This is a genomic window from Massilia sp. KIM (assembly GCF_002007115.1).
Lineage (GTDB): Bacteria > Pseudomonadota > Gammaproteobacteria > Burkholderiales > Burkholderiaceae_D > Telluria.
Genome location: NZ_MVAD01000001.1, coordinates 1,324,994 through 1,346,094, shown reverse-complemented (window position 1 = coordinate 1,346,094; position 21,101 = coordinate 1,324,994). Strand labels below are relative to the sequence as shown.

Sequence of the window (21,101 nt, the reverse complement as noted above, 5' to 3'; positions counted from 1 at the left end):
GCCGGGCGCCCCAGCCGTACGGATCGACGCGCGGGCATGGGCTATCATCGCCCCATCGCGGGCAAGGAGACGAGATGGATGTGCCGGGTTGGCTGGAGGCGGGTTTCTGGGGCTTGGTGGCGGGCGGCGCCCTGCTGCTCGGCGCCTTCGCGGGCTACCGCTTCGCGGTCCCGCAACGACTGAACGCGGCCATCATGGCCTTCGGCAGCGGGGTGCTGATCTCGGCCCTATCCTTCGAGCTGATGGACGAGGCCTATGAAACCGACGGTCTGCTTTCCTGCGCGGTCGGCTTCCTGGGCGGCGCCCTTGCCTACACCGTGGCCAACGCCCTGCTCGCCCGCTACGGCGCGCGCCACCGCAAGCGCTCCGGCCCGCACCAGCCGACCGAGGCCGAACGCGGCGGCAGCGGGATGGCGATCGCCATCGGCGCCCTGCTGGACGGCATTCCGGAGTCGATCGTGCTCGGACTCTCGCTCCTGGGCGGCAATGGCGTGAGCACGGCCGTGGTGGCGGCCCTCTTCCTGTCCAACCTGCCGGAAGGCTTGTCGAGCGCGGCGGGCATGAAACGCGCCGGGCGTCCGGCGCGCTACGTCTTCGGGATCTGGGGCGGGATCGCCCTCGCCTCCGGCCTCGCCGCGCTGAGCGGCTATGCGCTGTTCAGCGCGGCTTCGCCCGAAATCGTCGCCGCCACCACGGCGACGGCGGCCGGCGCGGTGCTCGCCATGCTGGTCGATACCATGATTCCGGAAGCCTTCGAGGAGACCCACGACTTCGCGGGCCTCATCACGGTCCTCGGCTTCCTGGCCGCCTTCTCCCTCAGCAAGAGCAGCCTGTGACGCGTGGCCCGTCACCCGGCATCGGCCGCCCTACTGGGCCTTCGCGGCCTTCAGGTAGCCGTGCATGTCGAGCCAGCGCGCGAAGCTGTCGTACCAGCCGGTGCTGGTGGTCCTCTTGGGGTACATGCCGAAGCCGTGACCGCCCTTCTCGAACAGGTGGAATTCCACCGGCCGACCGGCCGTGCGCCAGCTGTCGATGAGGCCATAGCCGGTATTGCCGAACAGGGGATCGTCCGCCGCCAGCGCGACGAACAGCGGCGGCGCGTCGGCCGGCGGCTTCATCGCGCCCAGCGGGCCATAGATGTTGCCGATGAAGGCGGGCTTGGCGTCCTGGCCATGCAGCGCGGTGGCCATGGTCAGCATCGCGCCGGCCGAAAAGCCGATCATCCCGACGCGGCCGGGATCGACCCGCCATTCCTTGGCGCGCGAACGCACCAGCGCGAAGGCCGCGCGCGCGTCGGCGATCTGGGGCGCCAGGGTGACGGCCGGGTCCTGGTCCGGCGGGCGCCTGGCGCGCGCGACGTCGGCGAACATGCGCGCCATCGATTCGGCGAATGCGTCCAGGTCCGCCGGCGTCTGGTTCAGCCGGTACTTCAGCACGAAGGCCGCCACGCCCTTGTCGTTCAGCGCCTTGGCCAGGCCCCAGCCCTCGTTGTCCATCGACAGGGTACGGAATCCGCCGCCCGGGGCGACGATCACGGCGGCGCCGGTCGCCTTCGCCGGGTCGGGCAGGAAAGGCGTCAGGGTGGCGACCGTGACGTTGCGGGCGAATACGCTACCGTACTGGCTGTGCCAGCTTTCCTGCACGCTCGCTCCCGGCAGCGGCCCGGTGCCGAGCACGATCGCGTTCGGCTGCGCCGGGGTCGCGATCGGCGTCATCTTGTCGTTCTGCGCCATCGCGGGCGCCGCCAGCCCAAGCGCCGCGGCCACCGCGCCGGCGGCCAGGCTCCTGCCCAGCAGCCTGCCCCATCCCCTGCCTGTCTCCGTGCGGATGCTCATCGTGTCTCCTTTTGCTTTGTGTGATGTGGATGCAACTTACTGCGCCATGGGCAGGCTGCGGGTCAGCGTCAGTGTCGACCGCTGCCCTGCGACCCCGGTCCCCGGCTGGCCCGATCCGACGCTGATCTGGTACTGTCCGGGCATCAGTTGCCGCACGCCGTCCTGGCTGACGAAGCTCAGGTCGCGCGGGCTCAGGCGGAAGCTGAGCTGGCGGCGTTCGCCGGCTTTCAGGGACACGCGCTGGAAGCCGCGCAGCGCGAGGCGCGGCGCGCCCTCGAAGCGTGGTGGCGTCAGGTAGAGCTGGGCGATCTCCTCGCCGTCGCGCCCGCCCGTGTTGGCGATCTCGGTGGTGACCAGCACGCCGTTCTCCGGCGCGCCGCCGACCGGCTCGACGCGCAGCGGCGCGTACTCGAAGCGCGTGTAGCTCAGGCCCGCGCCGAAGGGATAGACGGGGGCGCCGGCGTAGTAGCGGTAGGTGCGTCCCTTCATCGAATAGTCGTCGAAGCGCGGCAGGTCGGCCAGGCCGCGGTAGAAGGTCAGCGGCAGGCGCCCGCCCGGATCGGACTTGCCGGTCAAGACATTGGCCACCGCCAGGCCGCCGGACTGGCCGGGATACCAGGCTTCCAGGATCGCCGCCGCGTTGTCCTTCGCCCACGACAGGTCGATCGCGCTGCCGTTCATCAGGACCACGATCAGGGGCTTGCCGAGGGCCTTGGCGCGTTCCAGCAGGCGGCGCTGGTCCGCCGGCAGGTCGAGCGAGGTCTTGTCGCCGCCCGAGAAGCCTTCGGCGTTCACGGTCATCTCCTCGCCTTCCAGGTCGGAGGTCAGGCCGACCACGGCCACGATCGCATCGGCGTCGCGGGTGCCCGCCTGGAACTCGGCCTCGGCGTCGGTCGCGATCCGCTTCCAGAACAGGCCCGGGACGCCGGTTCCGCCGGTCTCGACATGGAAGCGCAGCGGGTAGCGCCGCCCTTTCTCGAGCCGGACGTCGACCAGCTGCAAAGGTTCCGCCCATTTCGAGTACGCGCTCGCCTGGAGCGCGGGCTTGCCGTCCACCGTCAGCTCGCCCTTCACGCCGGTGACGCCGAGACGGTAGGCGCCGCTCTCGGGCGGCACCAGGTAGCCGGTCCAGACCACCTTGTGCTGGTCCGTGAGCTGCTTGAATTCGAGGGCATGCGATTCCAGGCCGGGCTCGACGCGGGTGACGGTCGGCTTCGCGTCGAACTTGCCGTCCTTGCGCTTGAAGTACTCGGCGCGCAGGCCGGGCTTGCCGTCCGGGCTGCGCAGGGCCGCCGCCGGGACCGGGTCGCCGTCGGTGATCGAGGCCGCGCCGTGCACCAGCTTGATGTTCGCCTGCGGCAGGACGCGGCGCAGGCCCTCGACCACCGACACCGGCGGCGCCGACAGGGTCGAGGAATAGTTGCCGCGCAGGACGCGGGTGGCGTCGGCCAGCGGGCCGATCACGGCCAGCTTCAGGCCGGGCTTGAGGGGCAGCACGCCATCGTTCTTGAGCAGCACCATGCTCTTGGTCGCCGCCTCCAGGGCCAGGGCCTGGTGGGCCGGCGTGTTGATGGCGCTGACCGGCACCGGCTTGCCGTCGCGGCCCGGCAGGCCGGCCAGGTCGCCGTTGCGGTAGCGCGCCGAGAACAGGCGCACCAGGGCGCGGTCGATGTCCTCGGGGCCGATCAGGCCGCGCTGCAGGGCCTCGCGGTAGCGCGCGCCCAGGTCCTGGGGCTCGCCCAGGGTCTTGGTGCTGCATTCGTTGTCGGTGCCGGCCTTGAGGGCCACGGCGACCGCCGAAGCGGGATCGGGCGCGTACTTGTGGTGCTCGGAGATGTCGGTCACCGCATCGCAGTCGGACACCACATAGCCCTTGAAGCCCCAGGCGCCACGCAGGTAATGCTTGAGCAGCATCTCGCTGCCGCAGGCCGGCTGCCCGTTGACGCGGTTGTAGGCGCACATGATGGAGCCGGCCTTGCCCTCGACCATGGCGGCGCGGAAGGCCGGCAGGTAGGTGTCTTCGAGGTCGTGCTTCGACACGTCCACGTTGGCCGAGTGACGGGTCGACTCGGGGCCGCTGTGCACCGCGAAGTGCTTGGGCGTGGCGACCACCTGCGGCAGGTCCGGGTTCGGCCCCTGCATGCCCTGCACGAAAGCCACGCCCAGCACCGCCGTCAGGTGCGGGTCCTCGCCATAGGTTTCCTGGCCGCGCCCCCAGCGTGGATCGCGGAAGATGTTGATGTTCGGCGACCAGGTATTCAGGCCGGTGCCGATGCGCCCCAGGCGCCCGGTCTGGCGTCCGAGCGTGTGCAGCGCGCGGACCTCGACGCTGATCGCGGCTGCCACCTGGTGCATGAGGGGCGCGTCGAAGCTGGCCGCCAGGCCGATGGGTTCGGGGAAGTTCGTGGTCCGCACCGGGCCCATCGCCCCATGCAGGGACTCGGTCCACCAGTTATAGGCCGGGATGCCCAGGCGCGGCACGGCCGGCGCGACGTTGACGAGCTGGCCGATCTTCTCGTCCATGTTCATCCGCCCTACCAGCGCGCGCGCCCGCGCGTCGGCCTCGGCCAGCACATCGGCTGCCTGCACGGCGGCGGGCGCCGCCACGAGGAAGAGCGCCCAGGCCAGGACCTTCAGGCCGGCGCGCTGTGGTTTGTCTCCTGCAGACCCGGTGGGCCCGGTCTTTTTGTTTTGCATGATCTACCTGTCGAAGATGGGATCGCATCAATGACACGGACATCGACCATCGGCGGCGCCTTGGATGGTCGCGTCGATGGTTGCGTTACCATGCGCCCTTCCGACGGGCGCCGCACGGTCGGCCGCATCGCCAAGGCTTCCAATGGTAGTTGAAAAGCAATGCGCGAACGGATATGAGAGCAATGACTTTTTACACGGGATCGATATCCGAACCGATATCGGAGAGTGGCGAATGCGCTGTGGGTGGCGCAAACATCGGCATGCGCCGGGGCGGTTCGGCTCAGGACCCCGGGTGGGTGCGCAGGTAGGCCAGCAGGTCGGCGATCTGCTCGTCGTCGCTCAGTCCCCAGAAACGCATCGAGTTGCCCGGCACCACCTTCTGGGGGTCGCGCAGGAAGGCCGCCAGTGTAGCTTCGTCCCACACGAAACCGGCCTGCCTGAGGGCCGGCGAATAGGCATAGCCGGGCAGCCCGCCGGCGCGGCGGCCCACGATGCCATTGAGTTCGGGTCCGAAGATATTGCGGGCGTTCGGCCCCACCTGGTGGCAGTTGGCGCAGCGCGCGAAGACCTTGCGCCCGGATTCGACCCGGTCCACAGGCCGGTCACGGTCCCGGCCACAGCCGGCCAGCACCAGCACCAGTCCCAGAAGCGCGCAAACGCCGCGCATCACTTGACCCGCTGTTTTTCGAGCTTGCGCGCCAGGGTGCGGCGGTGCATGCCCAGGCGGCGCGCGGCCTCGGAGATGTTGAAATCGGTCTCGGCCAGCACCGCGTGGATCTTTTCCCATTCCAGGGTCTTGATCGAGGTCGAGCGGTTGGTGACCTCGATGTCCGTGCTGCCGGCCACGTGGCCGAAGGCGGCCTCGATGTCGTCGGCGTCGGAGGGCTTGGCCAGGTATTGCACCGCGCCCAGCTTGATCGCCTCGACGGCGGTGGCGATGCTGGCGAAGCCGGTCAGGACCACGATCAGCATGTCGGGCTCGTGCTCGTGCAGCAGCTGCACGCAGGCCAGCCCCGAGGTGTTCCCCTTGAGCTTGAGGTCGACCACGGCGTAGCCGGGGGTGTGCTGCTGCAGCAGCGCTTGCGCTTCCTCGTAGCCGCTCGCCACCAGCACCCGGTAGCCACGGCGCTCGAAGGAGCGGCTCAGGGTGCGGGCGAAGGCTTCGTCGTCCTCGATGATGAGCAGCAAGGGCTCAGGCTTGGCTGTCAATCTTGTCCTCTTCCAGTTCAATCGCCGACAGCGGCAGCGTGAGCGCCACCTCGGCCCCGCCCTCTTCGCGGTTGCGCGCCGTGACCGTGCCGCCCAGCTTGCGCACCACGTTCACCACCAAGAACAGGCCCAGCCCACTGCCGGGCCGGCCCTTGGTCGACTGGTAGGGCTTGCCAATCTGGGCCAGCATGCCGGGCGCGAAGCCGGGGCCGCGATCCAGCACCGTGAGGTGCAGCACGCCATCCTCGATGCGGGCGTCCAGGCCGACCCAGTCGGGCGAGGCTTCCAGCGCGTTGTCGAGCAGGTTGTCGATGGTCTGCTTGAGCGCCGAGTCCGACGCCACCGGCAGATCCACCTCGATCCCGTTATTGTAAGTGAAGCCGCGCACCGGACGGCTGCCCTGCCATTTTTCGACCAGGCCGTCGAGGAAGTGCCGGATGGTGGTGCGCACCGCCGACTCGCCGCGCGCCTCGCCGGCCGAGAGCAGGATGCCGCTGACGATGGCCTTGCAGCGCTTGAGCTGGGTCTGCATCTCGTTGATCTCTTCCAGCAGCTCGGGATTGTTCTTGAACTCCGGCATGCGCTTCCAGTCGCCCAGGATCACCGAGACCGTGGCCAGGGGCGTGCCCAGCTCGTGGGCGGCGCCCGAGGCCAGCAGGCCCATGCGCACGATGTGCTCTTCCTCGGCGGCCCGCTGGCGCAGGCCCGCGAGCTGGGTGGCCTTCTCGCGCAGGTTGTCCGAAATGCGCGAGATGAACATCACCAGCAGGGCCGCGTTGAGCGCGAAGCACACCAGCAGGCCCTGGACGTAGATGCTGCCGATCCCGCGCGCATGGTCGAAGGGCAGCGCGAGCGGCTGGGCGTACATCGCCAGCCCGGCCATGCACAGGATGGTGATGACCACGATCGACCAGGTCCACAGCACCTCGAGCAGCACCGCCGAGATGATCACCTGCAGCAGGTAGAGGAAGGCGAAGGGATTGGTGGTGCCGCCCGAGAGGTAGAGGAGCACGGTGAGGCTGGCCACGTCCACCAGCAGGGCCAGGAACATCTCGCCGTTCGAGACCGGCCGCCGCTCGTGCCAGCGCAGGTGGCTGGCGATGTTGAAGGCGATCAGGCAGGCCAGCACCTGCAGCATGTGCACCAGCGGCAGCGCGATCTCGAAGATCAGCATGGCCGCCGCGATGGTCGTGACCTGGCCGATCACGGCGATCCAGCGCAGCTCGATCAGCTGCAGCATGTTCTTGTGGCCGGCCGCGAACTCCACGTTCGCGGCGGCCGCGGACGGCGACAGGCCGGCCGCCTTGGCAAAGAAATCCAGGGGTGATTGCATCGGAACCCGTCTCTCGACCTGTAAGTCGTTCAGTCCTGGGCTGGCCCGGTCGCCCGGGCGTCGCCGTAACGGCCGACCCACCACCAGGCAGCGGCCACCATCAGGGCCAGAGCATACCAAGTGAGCGCATAAACGAGGTGGTTATTTTGGAAAGAGATGACGGTGAGGCCGCCGACCGCCTTTTCCGGCGCCCCGGCCGGGTCCTGGTCCTTGCCGGCATCGATGAAGTAAGGCGCGACAGGGGCGAGGCCGCGCGCGGCGGCCAGGCTGGCAACGTCGCGCGAGAACCAGCGGTTGCCCGCCGGGTCGTTATCGCGCAGGAAGCCGCCGCCCGGCTCGGGCAGGCGCAGCAGGCCGGTGACGGAAACCTGCGGCCCCGCGGTCGCGCAGGCTTCGCCGCTTGCCCGGCGCGCCGGATAGCGGCCCGCCATGTTCGGGGCCGCCGGCACGAAGCCGCGGTTGATGAAGACGATCTGGCCGTCCGCCGTGCACAGGGGCGTGAGCAGCCAGAAGCCCGCGCCCAGGCTGGAGACGGCCTGCACGGGGGTGGTGAATTCGTAGAGGTAGTGCCCGGACAGCTGGACGCGCCGGTATTCGTGGGAAGTCCTGGTGACCTGCCCCCATTGCGCCGCCGACGGCGCCGCAACGGGTGCAGCGTGCACGCGCGCATCGACGCGCGCGATCAGGTCCAGTTTCCATTGCAGGCGGTAGACCTGCCAGGTTCCCAGACCTGCGAACAGCACGATCAGCAGCAGTGCAAGCACCGCCAGGAGCTTCCGGGCCAGGCCGGAACGCTGGAGCGGCGCCGCGCCCGGCGGCTGATCGTGCGCGACCGCCATTAGGGCATGTCGTGGGTGCCGTGGGTGGTGTCGCTCGCGCCACCCATGCCCGGCATCATGTTGGCGTTCATGTGGTGCATGACCCAGATCGAGCCGGCCATCACGATGACCAGCAGGATGACGGTCAGGATCAGCGCCATCATGTTCCAGCCGCCTTCGGCCTTCGAGTTCATGTGCAGGAAGTACAGCATCTGCACGACGACCTGGACGGCCGCGAAGCCCATGATCACCCAGCGGGTGGTGTCGGCCGGCAGGACGTTGCCCATGACCAGCCAGAACGGGATCGCGGTCAGGACCAGCGACAGCACGAAGCCGACGATGTAGTCCTTGGCGCTGTAGTGGGTGACGTACACTTCATGACCGTCATGGTCGTGTTCGTGGTGGTGGATGTGGTCGCTCATGGCAGCACTCCCATCAGGTAGACAAAGGTGAACACGCCGATCCAGACCACGTCCAGGAAGTGCCAGAACAGCGACAGGCACGACAGGCGACGGAAGTTTTCCGGGGTGATGCCGTGTTTCTTGAGCTGGAACATCAGGGTCACGAGCCACACGAAGCCGAACAGCACGTGCAGGCCGTGGGTGCCGACCAGCGCGAAGAAGGCGGTCAGGAAGCCGCTGCGCTGCGGGCCGGCGCCTTCATGGATCAGGTGCTGGAACTCGTAGATTTCCAGCGACAGGAAGGCCAGGCCCAGCAGGCCGGTGATGCCCATCCAGCCCAGGGTCGCGCCCAGCTTCTTGGCTTGCGCCGAGATCATCGCGAAACCGAAGGTGATCGACGACAGCAGCAGGAAGCCGGTGTTAATGGCGATCAGCGACAGGTCGAACAGTTCGGCGCCGGTCGGACCGCCGGCGTAGTTACGGCCCAGCACCGCGTAGGTGGCGAACAGGGACGCGAAGATGAGGCAGTCGCTCATCAGGTAGATCCAGAAGCCCAGCAAGGTGCCCTGCTCCGGATGGTGCTCGCGCACCAGATAGCGCGCGGTCACCTGCTCGGCGGTCAGGCCGCCGGGAATAGTTGCTTTAAGTTCAGACATAGCTTTCCAGCATACGGGTGCGTTCGTTCTCGGTACGGGTCACTTCTTCCGCCGGGATGTAGAAATCGCGCTTGTAGTTAAAGGTGTGGACGATGATCGCGGCCATCATGGCGACGAAACCGACGGCGGTCAGCAGCCACATGTGCCAGATGATGCCGAAGCCCACCACGGCCGACAGGGCCGAGATGCCGAAGCCTGCCCAGGTGTTCTTGGGCATGTGGATCGCCACGAAGTCCTTCAGCGGACGCTGGTAGCCGTTCTTCTTCATGTCGGCGAAGGTGTCGTTGTCGTGCACCACCGGGGTGAAGGCGAAGTTGTAGTCCGGCGGCGGCGACGAGGTCGACCACTCCAGGGTGCGGCCGTCCCACGGGTCGCCGGTCACGTCGCGCAGTTGCTTGCGGTCGCGCCAGGTGGTGAAGCACTGCATCAGCAGCGCGGCGATGCCGCCCGCGATCATCAGGGTGCCGAACAGCGAGATCTGGAACAGCGGCTGCAGTTCAGGATCCTCGAAGTGGCTCATGCGACGGGTCACGCCCATGAAGCCCAGGATGTAGGGCGGGATGAAGGCGAACCAGAAGCCGAGCGACCACAGCCAGAACGAGACCTTGCCCCAGAACTGGTTCAGCTTGACGCCGAACATCTTGGGCGCCCAGTAGTTGAAGCCGGCGAACAGCCCGAACACCACGCCGCCGATGATCACGTTGTGGAAGTGGGCGATCAGGAACAGCGAGTTGTGCAGCACGAAGTCGGCAGCCGGGATCGCCAGCATCACGCCGGTCATGCCGCCGATCACGAAGGTCAGCATGAAGGACACGGTCCACATCATCGGCAGCTCGAAGCGGATGCGGCCGCGGTACATGGTGAACAGCCAGTTGAAGATCTTGGCCCCGGTCGGGATCGAGATGATCATCGTGGTGATGCCGAAGAACGAGTTGACGCTCGCCCCGCTGCCCATGGTGAAGAAGTGGTGCAGCCACACCAGGTAGGACAGGACCATGATCACGACGGTCGCATAGACCATCGAGGTATAGCCGAACAGGCGCTTGCCGCAGAAGGTCGAGACGACTTCCGAGAAGATGCCGAAGGCCGGCAGGATCAGGATGTACACCTCCGGGTGGCCCCAGATCCAGATCAGGTTCACGTACATCATCGCGTTGCCGCCGCGGTCATTGGTGAAGAACGCGGTGTCGAACAGGCGGTCCATGCCCAGCATGGCCAGCACGGCGGTCAGGATCGGGAAGGACATCACGATCAGGATGTTGGTGCACAGCGAGGTCCAAACGAAGACCGGCATCTTCATCAGGCCCATGCCCGGCGCGCGCATCTTGATGATGGTGACGATCAGGTTCACGCCCGAGAGCAAGGTGCCCACGCCCGCGATCTGCAGCGACCAGATGTAGTAGTCGACCCCGACACCCGGGCTCGCGAGGATGCCCGACAGCGGCGGATAGGCCAGCCAGCCGGTACGTGCGAATTCACCCACGAACAGCGAGGCCATCACCAGGACGGCGCCCATGGTGGTCATCCAGAACGAGAAGTTGTTCAGGAAGGGGAAGGCCACGTCGCGCGCGCCGATCTGCAGCGGCACCACGTAGTTCATCAGGCCGGTCACCAGCGGCATCGCCACGAAGAAGATCATGATCACGCCGTGGGCGGTGAAGATCTGGTCGTAGTGGTCCGGCGGCAGGAAGCCGTGGTTGGAGCCGAAGGCGAACGCCTGCTGGGCGCGCATCATCAGCGCGTCGGCGAAGCCGCGCAGCAGCATCACCAGGCCGAGGATCATGTACATGATACCGATTTTCTTGTGGTCGATACTGGTGATCCAGTCGCGCCACAAAGTGCCCCACAGGCGGAAGTAGGTGATCAGGCCGAGCAGGGCCGCACCACCCACCAGGACGCCGGCGAAGGTAGCGATCAGGATCGGCTCATGGAACGGAATCGCGTCCCAGGTGAGCCGACCGAAGATGAGCTTCGTCAAGTCGAATGAGTCTTGCATGTTTACTTCTTCACAGGATTGTTGGCGGTTGCGCCCGCCGGGGTTTCGCACACTTCAGCCAGTGCAGCCACGTCCACCGGAGCGGCGGCGGCCACCTGGGCGGCGCTGGCCTTCGGCAGCGAACGGATGGCCGCGGCCACATGGTTGCGCTTGGCGTCGTCGTGCATCTGCTGGTTCATGCAGACCGTGCCTTCAGCCACGCAGCGGTTGACGATGCGGTTGAAGATCGCCGGTTCCACCGAACCGTAATGACGCACCGGCTCGCGCGCCGAGGGCTTTTCCAGGGCCAGGTAGTCCTGGCGGTTCAGCACGCCCGGATTGGCCTTCATCTTCTGCACCCAGCCGTCGAAATCGGCCTGGGTCATGCCCTTGTAGGCGAACTTCATGTGCGAGAAGCCTTCGCCGCTGAAGTTGCCGGAGAAGCCCTTGTAGTCGCCGGTCTTGTTCAGCACGGCGTTCAGGGTGGTCTCCATGCCCGGCATTGCGTAGATCATGCCGGCCAGGGTCGGGATGTAGAAGGTGTTCATCACGGTCGAGGCGGTGATCTTGAAGCGCACCGGCACGTCGATCGGGGTCACCAGTTCATTGACCGAAGCGATGCCCTGCTCCGGATAAATGAACAGCCACTTCCAGTCCAGCGCCACGACCTGCACTTCCAGCGGCTTGACATCGGCCGTGATCGGACGGTTCTCGTCGATACGGTCGAGCGGACGGTAGGGATCGAGCTTGTGGGTCGAAACCCAGGTGATCAGGCCGAGGACGATGATGATCAGGAGCGGCGCGCCCCAGATCACCAGCTCGAGCTTGGTCGAATGGTCCCAATCCGGTTCGTACTTGGCGTTGGCGCCCTTGCGGTAGCGCCAGGCGAACAGAACCGTCAGGATCATCACGGGCACGATGATGATCAACATCAGCAAGACCGAGATCGTGATCAGGTCGGCCTGCTGTTTCGCAATATCGCCGGTGGGGTTCATCACCACCGTGTTGCAGCCGGCGAGGGCTGCTAACGGGAGCAATGGGAGTCCGCGGCGGACAATTTTAGGAATCATGCTAGGTATCTAACGTTACATGGGGATAAGAACATGCTACTGTAACGCCAACGGTCGTCCACGAACATTGGACGTTTTGTCCCACCCTTTGCCAAAATGCAATTTTGACAAGAGGGGTTGGATGACCGGGATTTCAAGGAGACGAAGAATATGCAAAGCACGACGACGTACGGCGGCGCAGGTGCCGCTCCGATCACCCACCCTACGAGTGGGGCCCGCAACATCAACGCCCGGGACGGCGAAATCCACCCGGGAGAAATAGCCGTCGGCGTGGTGATTGGCCGCGCCTCGGAATATTTCGATTTCTTCGTCTATGCCATCGCTTCGGTCCTGGTCTTTCCCGCCGTTTTTTTCCCGTGGGCTGACCGGCTGGAAGCCACACTCTACTCCTTTACCGTGTTCGCGTTTGCCTTCCTGGCGCGCCCGCTCGGTACCGTCGTGTTCATGGAGATTCAAAAGCGGTTCAGCCGAGAGATCAAGCTGACCATCGCTCTCTTCCTCATGGGCACCTCGACTGTCGTGATTTCCTTCTTGCCAACTTATGGCCAGATCGGCATGGCCTCGGTGGTGATCCTGTCGCTGGCGCGCATCGGCCAGGGCGTGGCCCAGGGCGGTTCCTGGGACGGCCTGCCCTCCCTGCTGGCGCTGTCGGCGCCGGAGAACAAGCGCGGCTGGTACGCCATGCTGGGCCAGCTGGCGGCGCCGATCGGCTTCCTGATCGCGGCCGGCCTGTTCGCCTTCCTGACCACCAACCTGTCGCAGGACGACTTCCTGGTCTGGGGCTGGCGCTATCCCTTCTTCTGCGCCTTCACGATCAACATCGTGGCCCTGTTCGCGCGCCTGCGCCTGGTCTCGACCAGCGAGTACTCGCGACTGCTGGACGCGCATGAACTGGATCCTGCCCCGGTCGGCGAGCTGGTGCGCAGCCAGGGCAGCAACGTGGTGATCGGCGCGATGGCCGCGCTGGCCAGCTACGCCCTGTTCCACCTGGTGACCGTGTTCCCGCTGTCCTGGATCCAGCTGTACGATACCCGGCCGATGAACGAGTTCCTGCACATCCAGATGTGGGGCGCGGGCCTGGCGGCGCTGGCGATCCTGGCCTCGGGCTACATCGCCGACCGCGTCGGCCGCCGCACCACCCTGGGCACCCTGGCGGCGCTGATCGCGATCTTCTCGGCCTTCGTGCCGACCCTGATGGACGGCGGCGTGACCGGCCAGAACACCTTCATCCTGGTGGGCTTCACCCTGCTGGGCCTGTCCTACGGCCAGGCGGCGGGGGCGGTGACGGCCAACTTCAAGCAGCAATACCGCTACACCGGCGCGGCCCTGACCTCGGACCTGGCCTGGCTCGTGGGCGCTGCCTTCGCCCCGCTGGTGGCGCTGGGCCTGTCGGCGCACTTCGGCTTGGGTTACGTCAGCCTCTACCTGCTGTCGGGCGCGGTGGGCTCGCTGGCGGCGCTGAGCCTGAACCGGGCGCTGGAGATTCGCGACTGATTCTTTAAAGCCGTGGCCTAAAAACCGTCGTCCCCGCGCAGGCGGGGACCCAAGTTCTGCGTGCGTTGTCGAGATGCTTGCAAACTTGGGTCCCCGCCTTCGCGGGGACGACGTTTTTGGGCCAACGTAATTCGCCAGCATCTCGACGACGCACGCAAAACTCGGGTCCCCACAAAGGGGGCCGCCGATGCCGGGGACGACGTTTGTAGGCCAAGGTAATTCGCCAGCATCTCGACGGCGCACGCACAACCTGGGTCCCCGCCTCCGCAGGGACGACGTTTATTGGCTAATGTAGAAAGGACGCAGCATGGCAACTCTCGTCTTCGGCATGAACCAGTCGCTCGACGGCTACGTCGACCACGATGCCTTCGCTCCCAGCCCCACCCTGTTCCGCCATTTCGTCGAAGAAGCCAGCACCCAGGCCGGCAGCATCTACGGCCGCCGCATGTACGAGATCATGCGTTACTGGGACGAAGACCACCCCGAATGGAACGAGGACGAGCACGCCTTCGCTGTCGCCTGGCGCCGCCAGCACAAATGGGTCGCATCGCGCACCCTGAAGGAAGTCGGCCCCAACGCCAGCCTGCTCGGCCCGGACCTCGCCGGGGCCGTGCGCGCCATCAAGGCCACCCACGAAGGCGGGATCGAGGTCGCCGGCCCCGTGCTTGCGCGCAGTCTCGGCGAACTGGGCCTGATCGACGAATACCGCATCTACCTGCACCCGGTGGTGCTGGGACAGGGCGCGCCCTACTTCGCCGGCCCGCGACCGCCCCTGCGCCTGCTGGCCCACGAACGGATCGCCGATGATGTGATCAGGCTGCGCTACGCGCCCGCCTGAGCGCGAACGATGGTTTTCTGGAGCAGCATCAGGCTGTGCTACGCGCTTGCCTGCGCTCGAACGATGGTTTACTGCGGCAGCATCAGGCTGCGCTACGCGCCCGCCTGAATCCGGACGATAGTTTACTGGAGCAGCGAAAGCGCGAGTTGCGCCCCCTGGTTGGCCTGCCTGAGCATAGCCGTGCCGCTCTGCATCAGCATCTGGCTGGCCGTCATGGCCGCCGTCTCGCCCGCATAATCGGCGTCCATGATCCGGCCCTGCGCAGCCCGTGTGTTGTCGCGCATGGTGCTCAGGTTACGATACACGCTCTCCAGGCGATTCCCGGTCGCTCCGACCTGGGCGCGCACGGCGCCGAGATCGTCCAGCGCCTGCCCGATGCGCCCAATCAGGGCGTTCGCCGCCGTCGCGGTGCTCAGCTCGGTGCCCGGTCCGTCCGGCGGCTGGCCGGAGAGGCGACCGTCGTCGATCGCGTAGTACAGCGAGACATTGAGCGCGCCCAGGGCGGGACGGAAGTCGACCGTCACCGTCTCGGCCGCGTCGGCGCCGGTCTGGAAGCTCAGCGGCCCCTCCCCCAGCGTGCCGGGATCGGCCACGCCGGGCGCGGGCACCGTGTAGCGGATCAGTGGCTTGCCGTTATATGGCGTCTCGTTCAGGGTCTGGCGCACTTCCTTGCTGAGCTGGACGTACTCCGCGTGCAGCGCCACCCGATCGGCGTCCGTGCTGGCGCCGTCGGTGGCCTGGACCGCGAGGTCCTGGATCCGCATCAGCATGGCGCTCATCGCGCCCAGCAGGCCGTCGGCGGTCTGCAGCATCGAGACACTGTTCTGCGTATTGCGCATGGCGACCGCCATGCCGCTGGACTGCGCCTTGAGCCGCATCGCCATCTGCAGTCCGGACGCATCGTCCTGCGCCGAGTTCACGCGCAAGCCGGTGCCAAGCCGGCTCTGGGAGACGGCCAACGCCATCCCCTCGCGCCGGAGGGCGTTCTGGGCGGACAAGGCAGCGCGGTTGGTATGGAGACTCAGCATGCGGGATGTTCATCTGACAAAGTGCATTTCCATAATACAACATCACTCCCCTTCCCGCCAATCGCCGCGCATAACATATGGTGCTTTGCGCTGCGCCGGGACGGGTAAGCACCACCAGGCGCAGGAGGCAGCAACATGGCAGTGGCCGCGACCTCGGACACGCCCTCGGTACCCACGCTGCCCGCCCCCTGGGGCTTATCGTGGAATGGTGTAGATGCCCGGCTCGGCCGACAGACCGCGCTTGACCATCTGGGTCAGCTCGCCCACGGTCACTTCCGGCTTGCCGGCTTCAAGGGCAGCGAAGGTCTCGGCGACCACACTCTCCTTGCTCAGCTTGGGCGCTTCAATGCCGGTAGTCATGTCGGTGTCGATGAAACCGACGTGCAGGCCCAGCACCTGGGTCTGCTGGCCGGCCAGTTCGTTGCGCAGGGCGTTGGTCAGGCCCCAGGCGGCGGCCTTGGTCACCGCATAGGAGGCCAGCATCGGGCTGCTGATCCAGCTCGCCACCGACAGCACGTTCAGGATCGCGCCGCCGCCGTTGCGGCCCAGCACGGGGGCGAAGGCGCGCGACACGTTCAGGATGCCGAACACGTTGGTGTCGAGCATGCGGCGGATCGCCGCCTCGCTGTCCTGCTCCAGCACCTTGATCAGGTCGGCGATGCCGGCATTGTTGATCACCAGGTCGACGTCGCCGAGCTCGGCGGCCAGCGCGGCGGCCTGGGTGGCATCGGTGACGTCCAGCTGGACTGGCACCACACCCTCGAGCTTGACGGTGGACGGATTGCGGGCGGCGGCATAGACCTTCTTGGCGCCGCGGGCCAGGGCCTGGCGGGCGAATTCCTCGCCCAGACCGCGGTTGGCGCCGGTGACGAGGACGGTAGCGTTTTCGAGTTTCATGACTTTTCCCTTTCAAAGTGTTGGCGTCCGGATGGCCCGTGCCCCGCTGGCGCCTCCGAAAATATGACGATGGTCATATTCCGGCCTCAAGAAAAGGCCGCGCAATGCGGCCCCTGATTCAAAGCTTTACTGTTTCACGTACTGCGCGATCAATGCCTCGCGGCCCTGCGCCAGCAGGGCGTGCCCGGCATCATTGCGCCCGGCCACGCGCGCCAATTGCAGGATGCCCACCAGCGCCCCGCCGATCGCCACCGCCTGCCCCGGCGGCGCGCCTTCGGGCAGCACCTGTTCCACCCGCGCCACCAGCTGCTCGACCTGCTCGCGCGATGCCGCCAGCAGGGAGTCGCCTTGGCGCGCCATTTCGGAACCGAGGGCGCCCACCAGGCAGCCGTATTCCGTGGCATCCATGTGTTCTTCGGACAAATAGGTCTCGATCACGGCCTGCAAGGGAGAAATGCCGGCCGCGATGCGCTCGCGGGTGCGCTCGGCCAGGCCGCCCACCCTGTGCTCGGCGGCGCGCTGCACGGCTTCGGCCAGCAGCGCCTCGCGCGAGGGGAAGTGGGCGTAGAAGCCGCCGTGGGTCAGCCCCGCCTGCTTCATCACTTCCGCCACGCCGACGCCGGCGAAACCCTCGCGGCGCAGGGCGCGCGCGGCGGCATCGACGATGCGTTGGTGGGTCAGTTCACGTTTCGTTGGGGTCGGCATGATCGCCCTCCCTGAATATGATGATGATCATATTATGCCCATCATATTCCGAAGTCAAGGAGAATCTTCGCCCTGCCCCGGATGCTTCAGGACAAGGCGGTATCGAGGATGGTCATGAGGATGAAACCCGCCACCAGCGCGATGCTGGCCGGGGTTGCGTGGCCGTTCCGGTGGCTTTCGGGCACCACGTCGTGCACGATCACCAGCAGCATGGCCCCGCCCGCCGCCGCCAGCGCGAAAGGCAGCATTCCGGCCGAGATGCCGATCAGGGCCACGCCGAAGGCGGCGGCGATCGGTTCGACCACGCCGGACAGCGCGCCCATGCCCACCGCGGTCAGGCGTCCATAGCCGACGGTACGCAGGGCCAGCGCGACGACGAGGCCTTCCGGCACGTCCTGGATCGAGATGCCGGTGGTGAGCGAGTGCGCTTTTTCGATGTCGATGCCGGCATAGGCGACGCCGATCGCCAGCCCTTCCGGCAGGTTGTGCAGGGCTACCGCCCAGATGAACAGCCAGGCGCGGCGCAGCGAGACGCCGTCCACGTCACGGCCGAGCACGCCTTCGGGCTGGACCGCGCGGCCCAGCAGCATGATCGCGCCGGCCCCGGCCATGATGCCGGCGCCCGCCATCAGGCTGGCTTCCCAGTTGCCGGCGCCCGCGCCCTTGGCGGCGTTAATCGCCGGAATGACGAGCGAAAAAGCCGTGGCGCCGAGCATCACGCCCGCGCCAAAGCCGAGGAAACAGTCGTAGCTGCGTTTGGAGAAATTTTGCGCCAGCAAGACCGGCCAGGTCCCGAGCGCGGTCGCCGCCGCCGCGGTGCCACCGCCCAGCAGGGCCGCGTGCATCTTGGGGTTGGCGTTCATGATTTGCTCGACGAGGCTGCCGAGCAGGATCAAGCAGCCCACGGCGCAGATGAGGAAACCGACCACCCGCCGCGCCGTCAGCCAGCGCGGCAGGGAGCGGGCGCCGTCGGCCTTCTCCGTCCTGAAGTTCATGGCGTCTCCTGTCGGCGCGGGCGCGGCCGGAAGCATCCGGATCGCGCCTTGCGCCGCCGCTTACTTCTTGAGGGACTTCTTGCTGCCCATCGGGTTGCTCAGGCCGGTGTCATCCAGCTTGCCGCCCTTGGTGGCGACAGTCGGTTCGCCCATCGCATTGCCCGATGACCCAGCCATGGTACCACCGGAAGCGTTCTGCATGCTCATGCCGAGCTCTGCGCCGGTACGCGGCGAGGAAGCCGGGTTCGACTGGGTGCGCAGCGCCATCTGCTTGAGCACGTCGATGTCGTCGGCCGGCAGCGCCACTTCGGCTTCGCCGGAACCGCCGTCCACCGCCATCTGCTTCTCGCGGTCGCTGACGAAATCCCAGTCCGCGCCCTGGTTCCACGGTCCGCGCATCTCGCCCGGACCTTGCGACATGTTGTAGTACACGCTGGCGAAGCGCGGGTCGGCAGGCATTTTCCCCGGGGGGAAGTTGGGCTCGATGGCGTACAGCGCCTTCTCGAAGGACTTCTGGTGCGCCACTTCGCGCGTCATCAGGAAGGTCAGCGCATCCTTGACGCCCGGATCGTCGGTGAGCGCGATCAGGCGCTCGTAGACGATCTTGGCGCGCGACTCGGCGGCGATGTTGGAACGCAGGTCGGCGGTCGGCTCGCCGATGGTGTCGATGTAGGCGGCGGTCCAGGGCACGCCTGCCGAATTGATCAGCGGCGTGCCGGCGCCGTACAGGACCTGGGTGATGTGGCTGTCGTTGCCCGGGCCGGTGATGGCCTTGTACATCTCGGCTTCGGTGTCGACGGCTTCGGCCAGGCGGCCCTTGTTGCCCTTGTTGAGCATGGCGACGATGTGGCCGATCACCTCGAGGTGGCTGAGCTCCTCGGTGGCGATGTCGAGCAGCATGTCCTTGCGGCCCGGATCGTCTTCGCTGACGGCCTGGGTGAAGTAGCGCATCGCCGCGGCGAGCTCGCCCTGCGGGCCGCCGAACTGCTCGAGCATCAGGTTGGCCAGCGCCGGATTCGGCTCGTTGACGCGCACCGTGTACTGCAAGCGTTTATTGTGTGCAAACATACCGTGTCCCTCCGTTGAAGAATCAAGCCGGCCGCTGCGCGTCCTGCGCACGCAGCCGGCACCGTGGCCGCCGCAAGCGACAGCCGAACACGTCCATCTTCCTTGCATGGACGGCCTGAGTCATCAGGTGCGCGCTTGTCTCGCTGTAGGACATATTTGACATGGTGTAAAGCCACGTTAAGAAACTTTCAGTGGCGAATCAGGGTTTGGTTCGCGACGGAAATCCCTTACTGGACGTGGGGTAATCGTGCGCGCCTTGCATGAGAAAGCACCTAGCATGAAAGCCTGATCCGCCGGCCGGGTACGCGTCCGCGCGCCCGCCATGCCGGCCAAACCACCAAGAAGGAGAACGACCATGTTTTCTCTTAAACAGCTAAGCCCGACCATCACGGACATGATCCGTTTCGACCATTCGCACACCATGGTCACCTTCCACCAGTATTCGCGCGACAAGCGTCCCACGGTCAAGAAAGCCCTGGCCGACACCATCTGCGATGCGCTCGAGATCCACGCCACCCTCGAAGAAGAAATCTTCTACCCGGCCATGCGTGCGCGCGACGCCAAGGAACCCTTCGTGCACAAGGCCGAGCCCGAGCACAACGAGATGCGCCGCGTCATTGCCGAACTGCGCCGTACCAGCGGCAGCGATCCGCGCCACGACGACCTGGTGATGGAACTGATGCGCGACGTCATCCACCACGTGGCGGACGAGGAAACCAAGCTGCTGCCCCAGGCCGAAGCGATCTTCAGCCGCCAGGCGCTGTCCGAGATGGGCGCGCACATGACCAAGCGCCGCATGCAGCTGGTGGGGCCGAAGGCCGGCAAGCTGGCCAAGGAGCACTTTGTCGGCTTCTCGGGCAGCACCGCCGCCATGGTGGTGGGCCTGGCCAGCGCCCTGTTCGCCGCCAAGGCGCTGGGACCGAAGAAGACCTGGAAGTCGAATCCGGTCTGAGCCGACTACCGGCGACGCCGTCTACTCCTTGTCGGCGAAGTAGACGGGCGTCGGGTCGAGGGTCGTGCGCACGCCCAGGTCCTGGGCGTGCGCCCTCAGCCAGGCCTGGGCGGTCTCGACGCCGAGATCGTGCAGGCGCTGCAGGAAACCCATCTCCGGGTTGAACTTCGCCGAGATCTTGAACTCCGACAGCTTGTGATTGCCGCTGATCAGGTGCAGGCGTACCGGATCATGCATGGCATACGCGCCGCGCAACTCGTCCGGCACCCCGTTCAGGTGTTGCAAGGCGCTCACTTCGCGGATGAAGCTGATGTTGAAGGCGATCTCGTTGGCGCGGTTGCTGATGTCCGCCATATTGCGCGGCAGGTCCTGGCGTGCGATCGGGTTGTTCTGCACGATCACCAGGTCGCGCGCGGCGGCATGTTCGATCAGCGGCGACAGCGGCGGGTTGGCCACGAAGCTGCCGTCCCAGTAGGTCTCCCCGTCCACCTCCACCGCCGCGAACACGGTCGGCAGGCAGGCCGAGGCGAGCACCTTTTGCGGATCCAGTTCGTGTCGCCGGAACAGCTTGCCGGCGCCGGTGCGCACATTGGTCGCCATGATGCACAGTTCCAGCTCCTCGCAGTCCCTCACGCGCTCGAAGTCGACCAGGGCGGTGAGCAGGTTGCGCAAGGGATTCAGGGTGAGCGGCGTCTCCATGACCGGGCCCGCCAGCGCGCCCGCCATTTCCAGCATCTGGTACATGGGCGAGTGTTCGATGGTATAGCCGCCGGCCAGGTGGTCGAGCGGCGTGCGCTGCAGCGGCGTGAGCAGGGCCGCCTGCCCCAGGGTGCGCCAGAAGCGGTCCAGCGCGCGGCGGGCTCCTTGGCGCCCGCCCCCGCGCGCATAGCCGTCTGCCAGCACCACGGCGTTGATCGCGCCCGCGCTGGTCCCGCTCAGGGCTTCGATGTTCAGCCACTCTTCCTGCAACAGGCGATCGAGTACGCCCCAGCCGAAAGCGCCGAAGGTGCCCCCGCCTTGCAGGCCGAGGGAAATGTTCTTGTAAGTGGTCACACCAGACTCCAGGCAAATTGAATGTCGCCGAGTCTAGTCACTTGATGGATTGTGCGGCGCAGCATTGCCGCGCCTAT

20 protein-coding genes are annotated in these 21,101 nt (G+C 66.6%); 4 read left to right on the top strand and 16 right to left on the bottom strand.

Annotated features, from left to right (window positions below; translation table 11 throughout):
* Positions 1 to 74 precede the first annotated feature (74 nt).
* Entirely contained in the window at positions 75 to 836 is a 762-nt protein-coding gene (locus B0920_RS05800; protein WP_078031598.1) for a ZIP family metal transporter, read from the top strand.
* A gap of 30 nt (positions 837 to 866) precedes the next feature.
* Here B0920_RS05800 and B0920_RS05795 read toward each other — a convergent pair whose 3' ends face one another.
* The 10 genes from B0920_RS05795 to cyoA form a co-directional block, all read right to left on the bottom strand.
* Entirely contained in the window at positions 867 to 1,835 is a 969-nt protein-coding gene (locus tag B0920_RS05795; RefSeq protein ID WP_078031597.1) for an alpha/beta hydrolase, read from the bottom strand.
* 36 nt (positions 1,836 to 1,871) lie between these two features.
* Positions 1,872 to 4,532, bottom strand: coding sequence for a glycoside hydrolase family 3 C-terminal domain-containing protein (locus B0920_RS05790; RefSeq protein WP_078031596.1), 2,661 nt, complete (start codon positions 4,530 to 4,532; stop codon positions 1,872 to 1,874).
* 280 nt (positions 4,533 to 4,812) lie between these two features.
* A complete protein-coding gene (locus tag B0920_RS05785; RefSeq protein ID WP_078031595.1) occupies positions 4,813 to 5,199 on the bottom strand; it encodes a cytochrome c family protein in 387 nt (128 codons plus the stop codon).
* The gene (locus B0920_RS05780; RefSeq protein ID WP_078031594.1) at positions 5,199 to 5,741 is read right to left on the bottom strand and encodes a response regulator transcription factor; all 543 of its coding nucleotides are present in this window, start codon (positions 5,739 to 5,741) and stop codon (positions 5,199 to 5,201) included. Before B0920_RS05780 ends, B0920_RS05785 begins: the two co-directional genes overlap by 1 nt.
* Positions 5,725 to 7,074: an ATP-binding protein gene (locus B0920_RS05775; protein ID WP_078031593.1), complete on the bottom strand. Its 1,350-nt coding sequence runs from the start codon at positions 7,072 to 7,074 to the stop codon at positions 5,725 to 5,727. Before B0920_RS05775 ends, B0920_RS05780 begins: the two co-directional genes overlap by 17 nt.
* 29 nt (positions 7,075 to 7,103) lie before the next feature.
* Positions 7,104 to 7,913: an SURF1 family protein gene (locus B0920_RS05770; RefSeq protein ID WP_078031592.1), complete on the bottom strand. Its 810-nt coding sequence runs from the start codon at positions 7,911 to 7,913 to the stop codon at positions 7,104 to 7,106.
* Positions 7,913 to 8,314, bottom strand: a complete 402-nt coding sequence (cyoD, locus tag B0920_RS05765) for a cytochrome o ubiquinol oxidase subunit IV (protein ID WP_078031591.1) — start codon at positions 8,312 to 8,314, stop codon at positions 7,913 to 7,915. The genes B0920_RS05770 and cyoD overlap by 1 nt, the downstream gene beginning before the upstream one ends.
* Positions 8,311 to 8,949, bottom strand: a complete 639-nt coding sequence (cyoC, locus tag B0920_RS05760; protein ID WP_078031590.1) for a cytochrome o ubiquinol oxidase subunit III — start codon at positions 8,947 to 8,949, stop codon at positions 8,311 to 8,313. The genes cyoD and cyoC overlap by 4 nt, the downstream gene beginning before the upstream one ends.
* A complete protein-coding gene (gene cyoB, locus B0920_RS05755; protein WP_078031589.1) occupies positions 8,942 to 10,945 on the bottom strand; it encodes a cytochrome o ubiquinol oxidase subunit I in 2,004 nt (667 codons plus the stop codon). The genes cyoC and cyoB overlap by 8 nt, the downstream gene beginning before the upstream one ends.
* 2 nt (positions 10,946 to 10,947) lie before the next feature.
* A complete protein-coding gene (gene cyoA, locus B0920_RS05750) occupies positions 10,948 to 11,994 on the bottom strand; it encodes a ubiquinol oxidase subunit II (RefSeq protein ID WP_078031588.1) in 1,047 nt (348 codons plus the stop codon).
* A 150-nt stretch (positions 11,995 to 12,144) separates the two neighbouring features.
* On the opposite strand from cyoA, the gene B0920_RS05745 reads away from it, so the two are divergent.
* Both B0920_RS05745 and B0920_RS05740 read left to right on the top strand, forming a co-directional pair.
* Complete coding sequence (locus B0920_RS05745; protein ID WP_078031587.1) at positions 12,145 to 13,488, top strand: MFS transporter; 1,344 nt, start codon at positions 12,145 to 12,147, stop codon at positions 13,486 to 13,488.
* A gap of 307 nt (positions 13,489 to 13,795) precedes the next feature.
* On the top strand, positions 13,796 to 14,326 hold the full coding sequence (locus B0920_RS05740) for a dihydrofolate reductase family protein (RefSeq protein ID WP_078031586.1): 531 nt from the start codon (positions 13,796 to 13,798) through the stop codon (positions 14,324 to 14,326).
* A 122-nt stretch (positions 14,327 to 14,448) separates the two neighbouring features.
* On the opposite strand, the gene B0920_RS05735 is transcribed toward B0920_RS05740, so the two are convergent.
* From B0920_RS05735 to B0920_RS05715, 5 genes are all read right to left on the bottom strand, one after another.
* On the bottom strand, positions 14,449 to 15,354 hold the full coding sequence (locus B0920_RS05735) for a flagellin (protein ID WP_078031585.1): 906 nt from the start codon (positions 15,352 to 15,354) through the stop codon (positions 14,449 to 14,451).
* A gap of 195 nt (positions 15,355 to 15,549) precedes the next feature.
* Positions 15,550 to 16,251, bottom strand: a complete 702-nt coding sequence (locus B0920_RS05730; protein ID WP_078031584.1) for an SDR family oxidoreductase — start codon at positions 16,249 to 16,251, stop codon at positions 15,550 to 15,552.
* Positions 16,252 to 16,377: 126 nt separating this feature from the next.
* On the bottom strand, positions 16,378 to 16,956 hold the full coding sequence (locus tag B0920_RS05725; RefSeq protein WP_078031583.1) for a TetR/AcrR family transcriptional regulator: 579 nt from the start codon (positions 16,954 to 16,956) through the stop codon (positions 16,378 to 16,380).
* Between the two features lie 86 nt (positions 16,957 to 17,042).
* On the bottom strand, positions 17,043 to 17,951 hold the full coding sequence (locus tag B0920_RS05720) for a ZIP family metal transporter (protein WP_078031582.1): 909 nt from the start codon (positions 17,949 to 17,951) through the stop codon (positions 17,043 to 17,045).
* Positions 17,952 to 18,011: 60 nt separating this feature from the next.
* The gene (locus tag B0920_RS05715; protein WP_078031581.1) at positions 18,012 to 19,019 is read right to left on the bottom strand and encodes a manganese catalase family protein; all 1,008 of its coding nucleotides are present in this window, start codon (positions 19,017 to 19,019) and stop codon (positions 18,012 to 18,014) included.
* Positions 19,020 to 19,374: 355 nt separating this feature from the next.
* On the opposite strand from B0920_RS05715, the gene B0920_RS05710 reads away from it, so the two are divergent.
* Positions 19,375 to 19,971, top strand: coding sequence for a hemerythrin domain-containing protein (locus B0920_RS05710; RefSeq protein ID WP_078031580.1), 597 nt, complete (start codon positions 19,375 to 19,377; stop codon positions 19,969 to 19,971).
* A 21-nt stretch (positions 19,972 to 19,992) separates the two neighbouring features.
* Here B0920_RS05710 and B0920_RS05705 read toward each other — a convergent pair whose 3' ends face one another.
* The gene (locus B0920_RS05705; protein WP_078031579.1) at positions 19,993 to 21,024 is read right to left on the bottom strand and encodes a patatin-like phospholipase family protein; all 1,032 of its coding nucleotides are present in this window, start codon (positions 21,022 to 21,024) and stop codon (positions 19,993 to 19,995) included.
* Between the last annotated feature and the right edge of the window lie 77 nt (positions 21,025 to 21,101).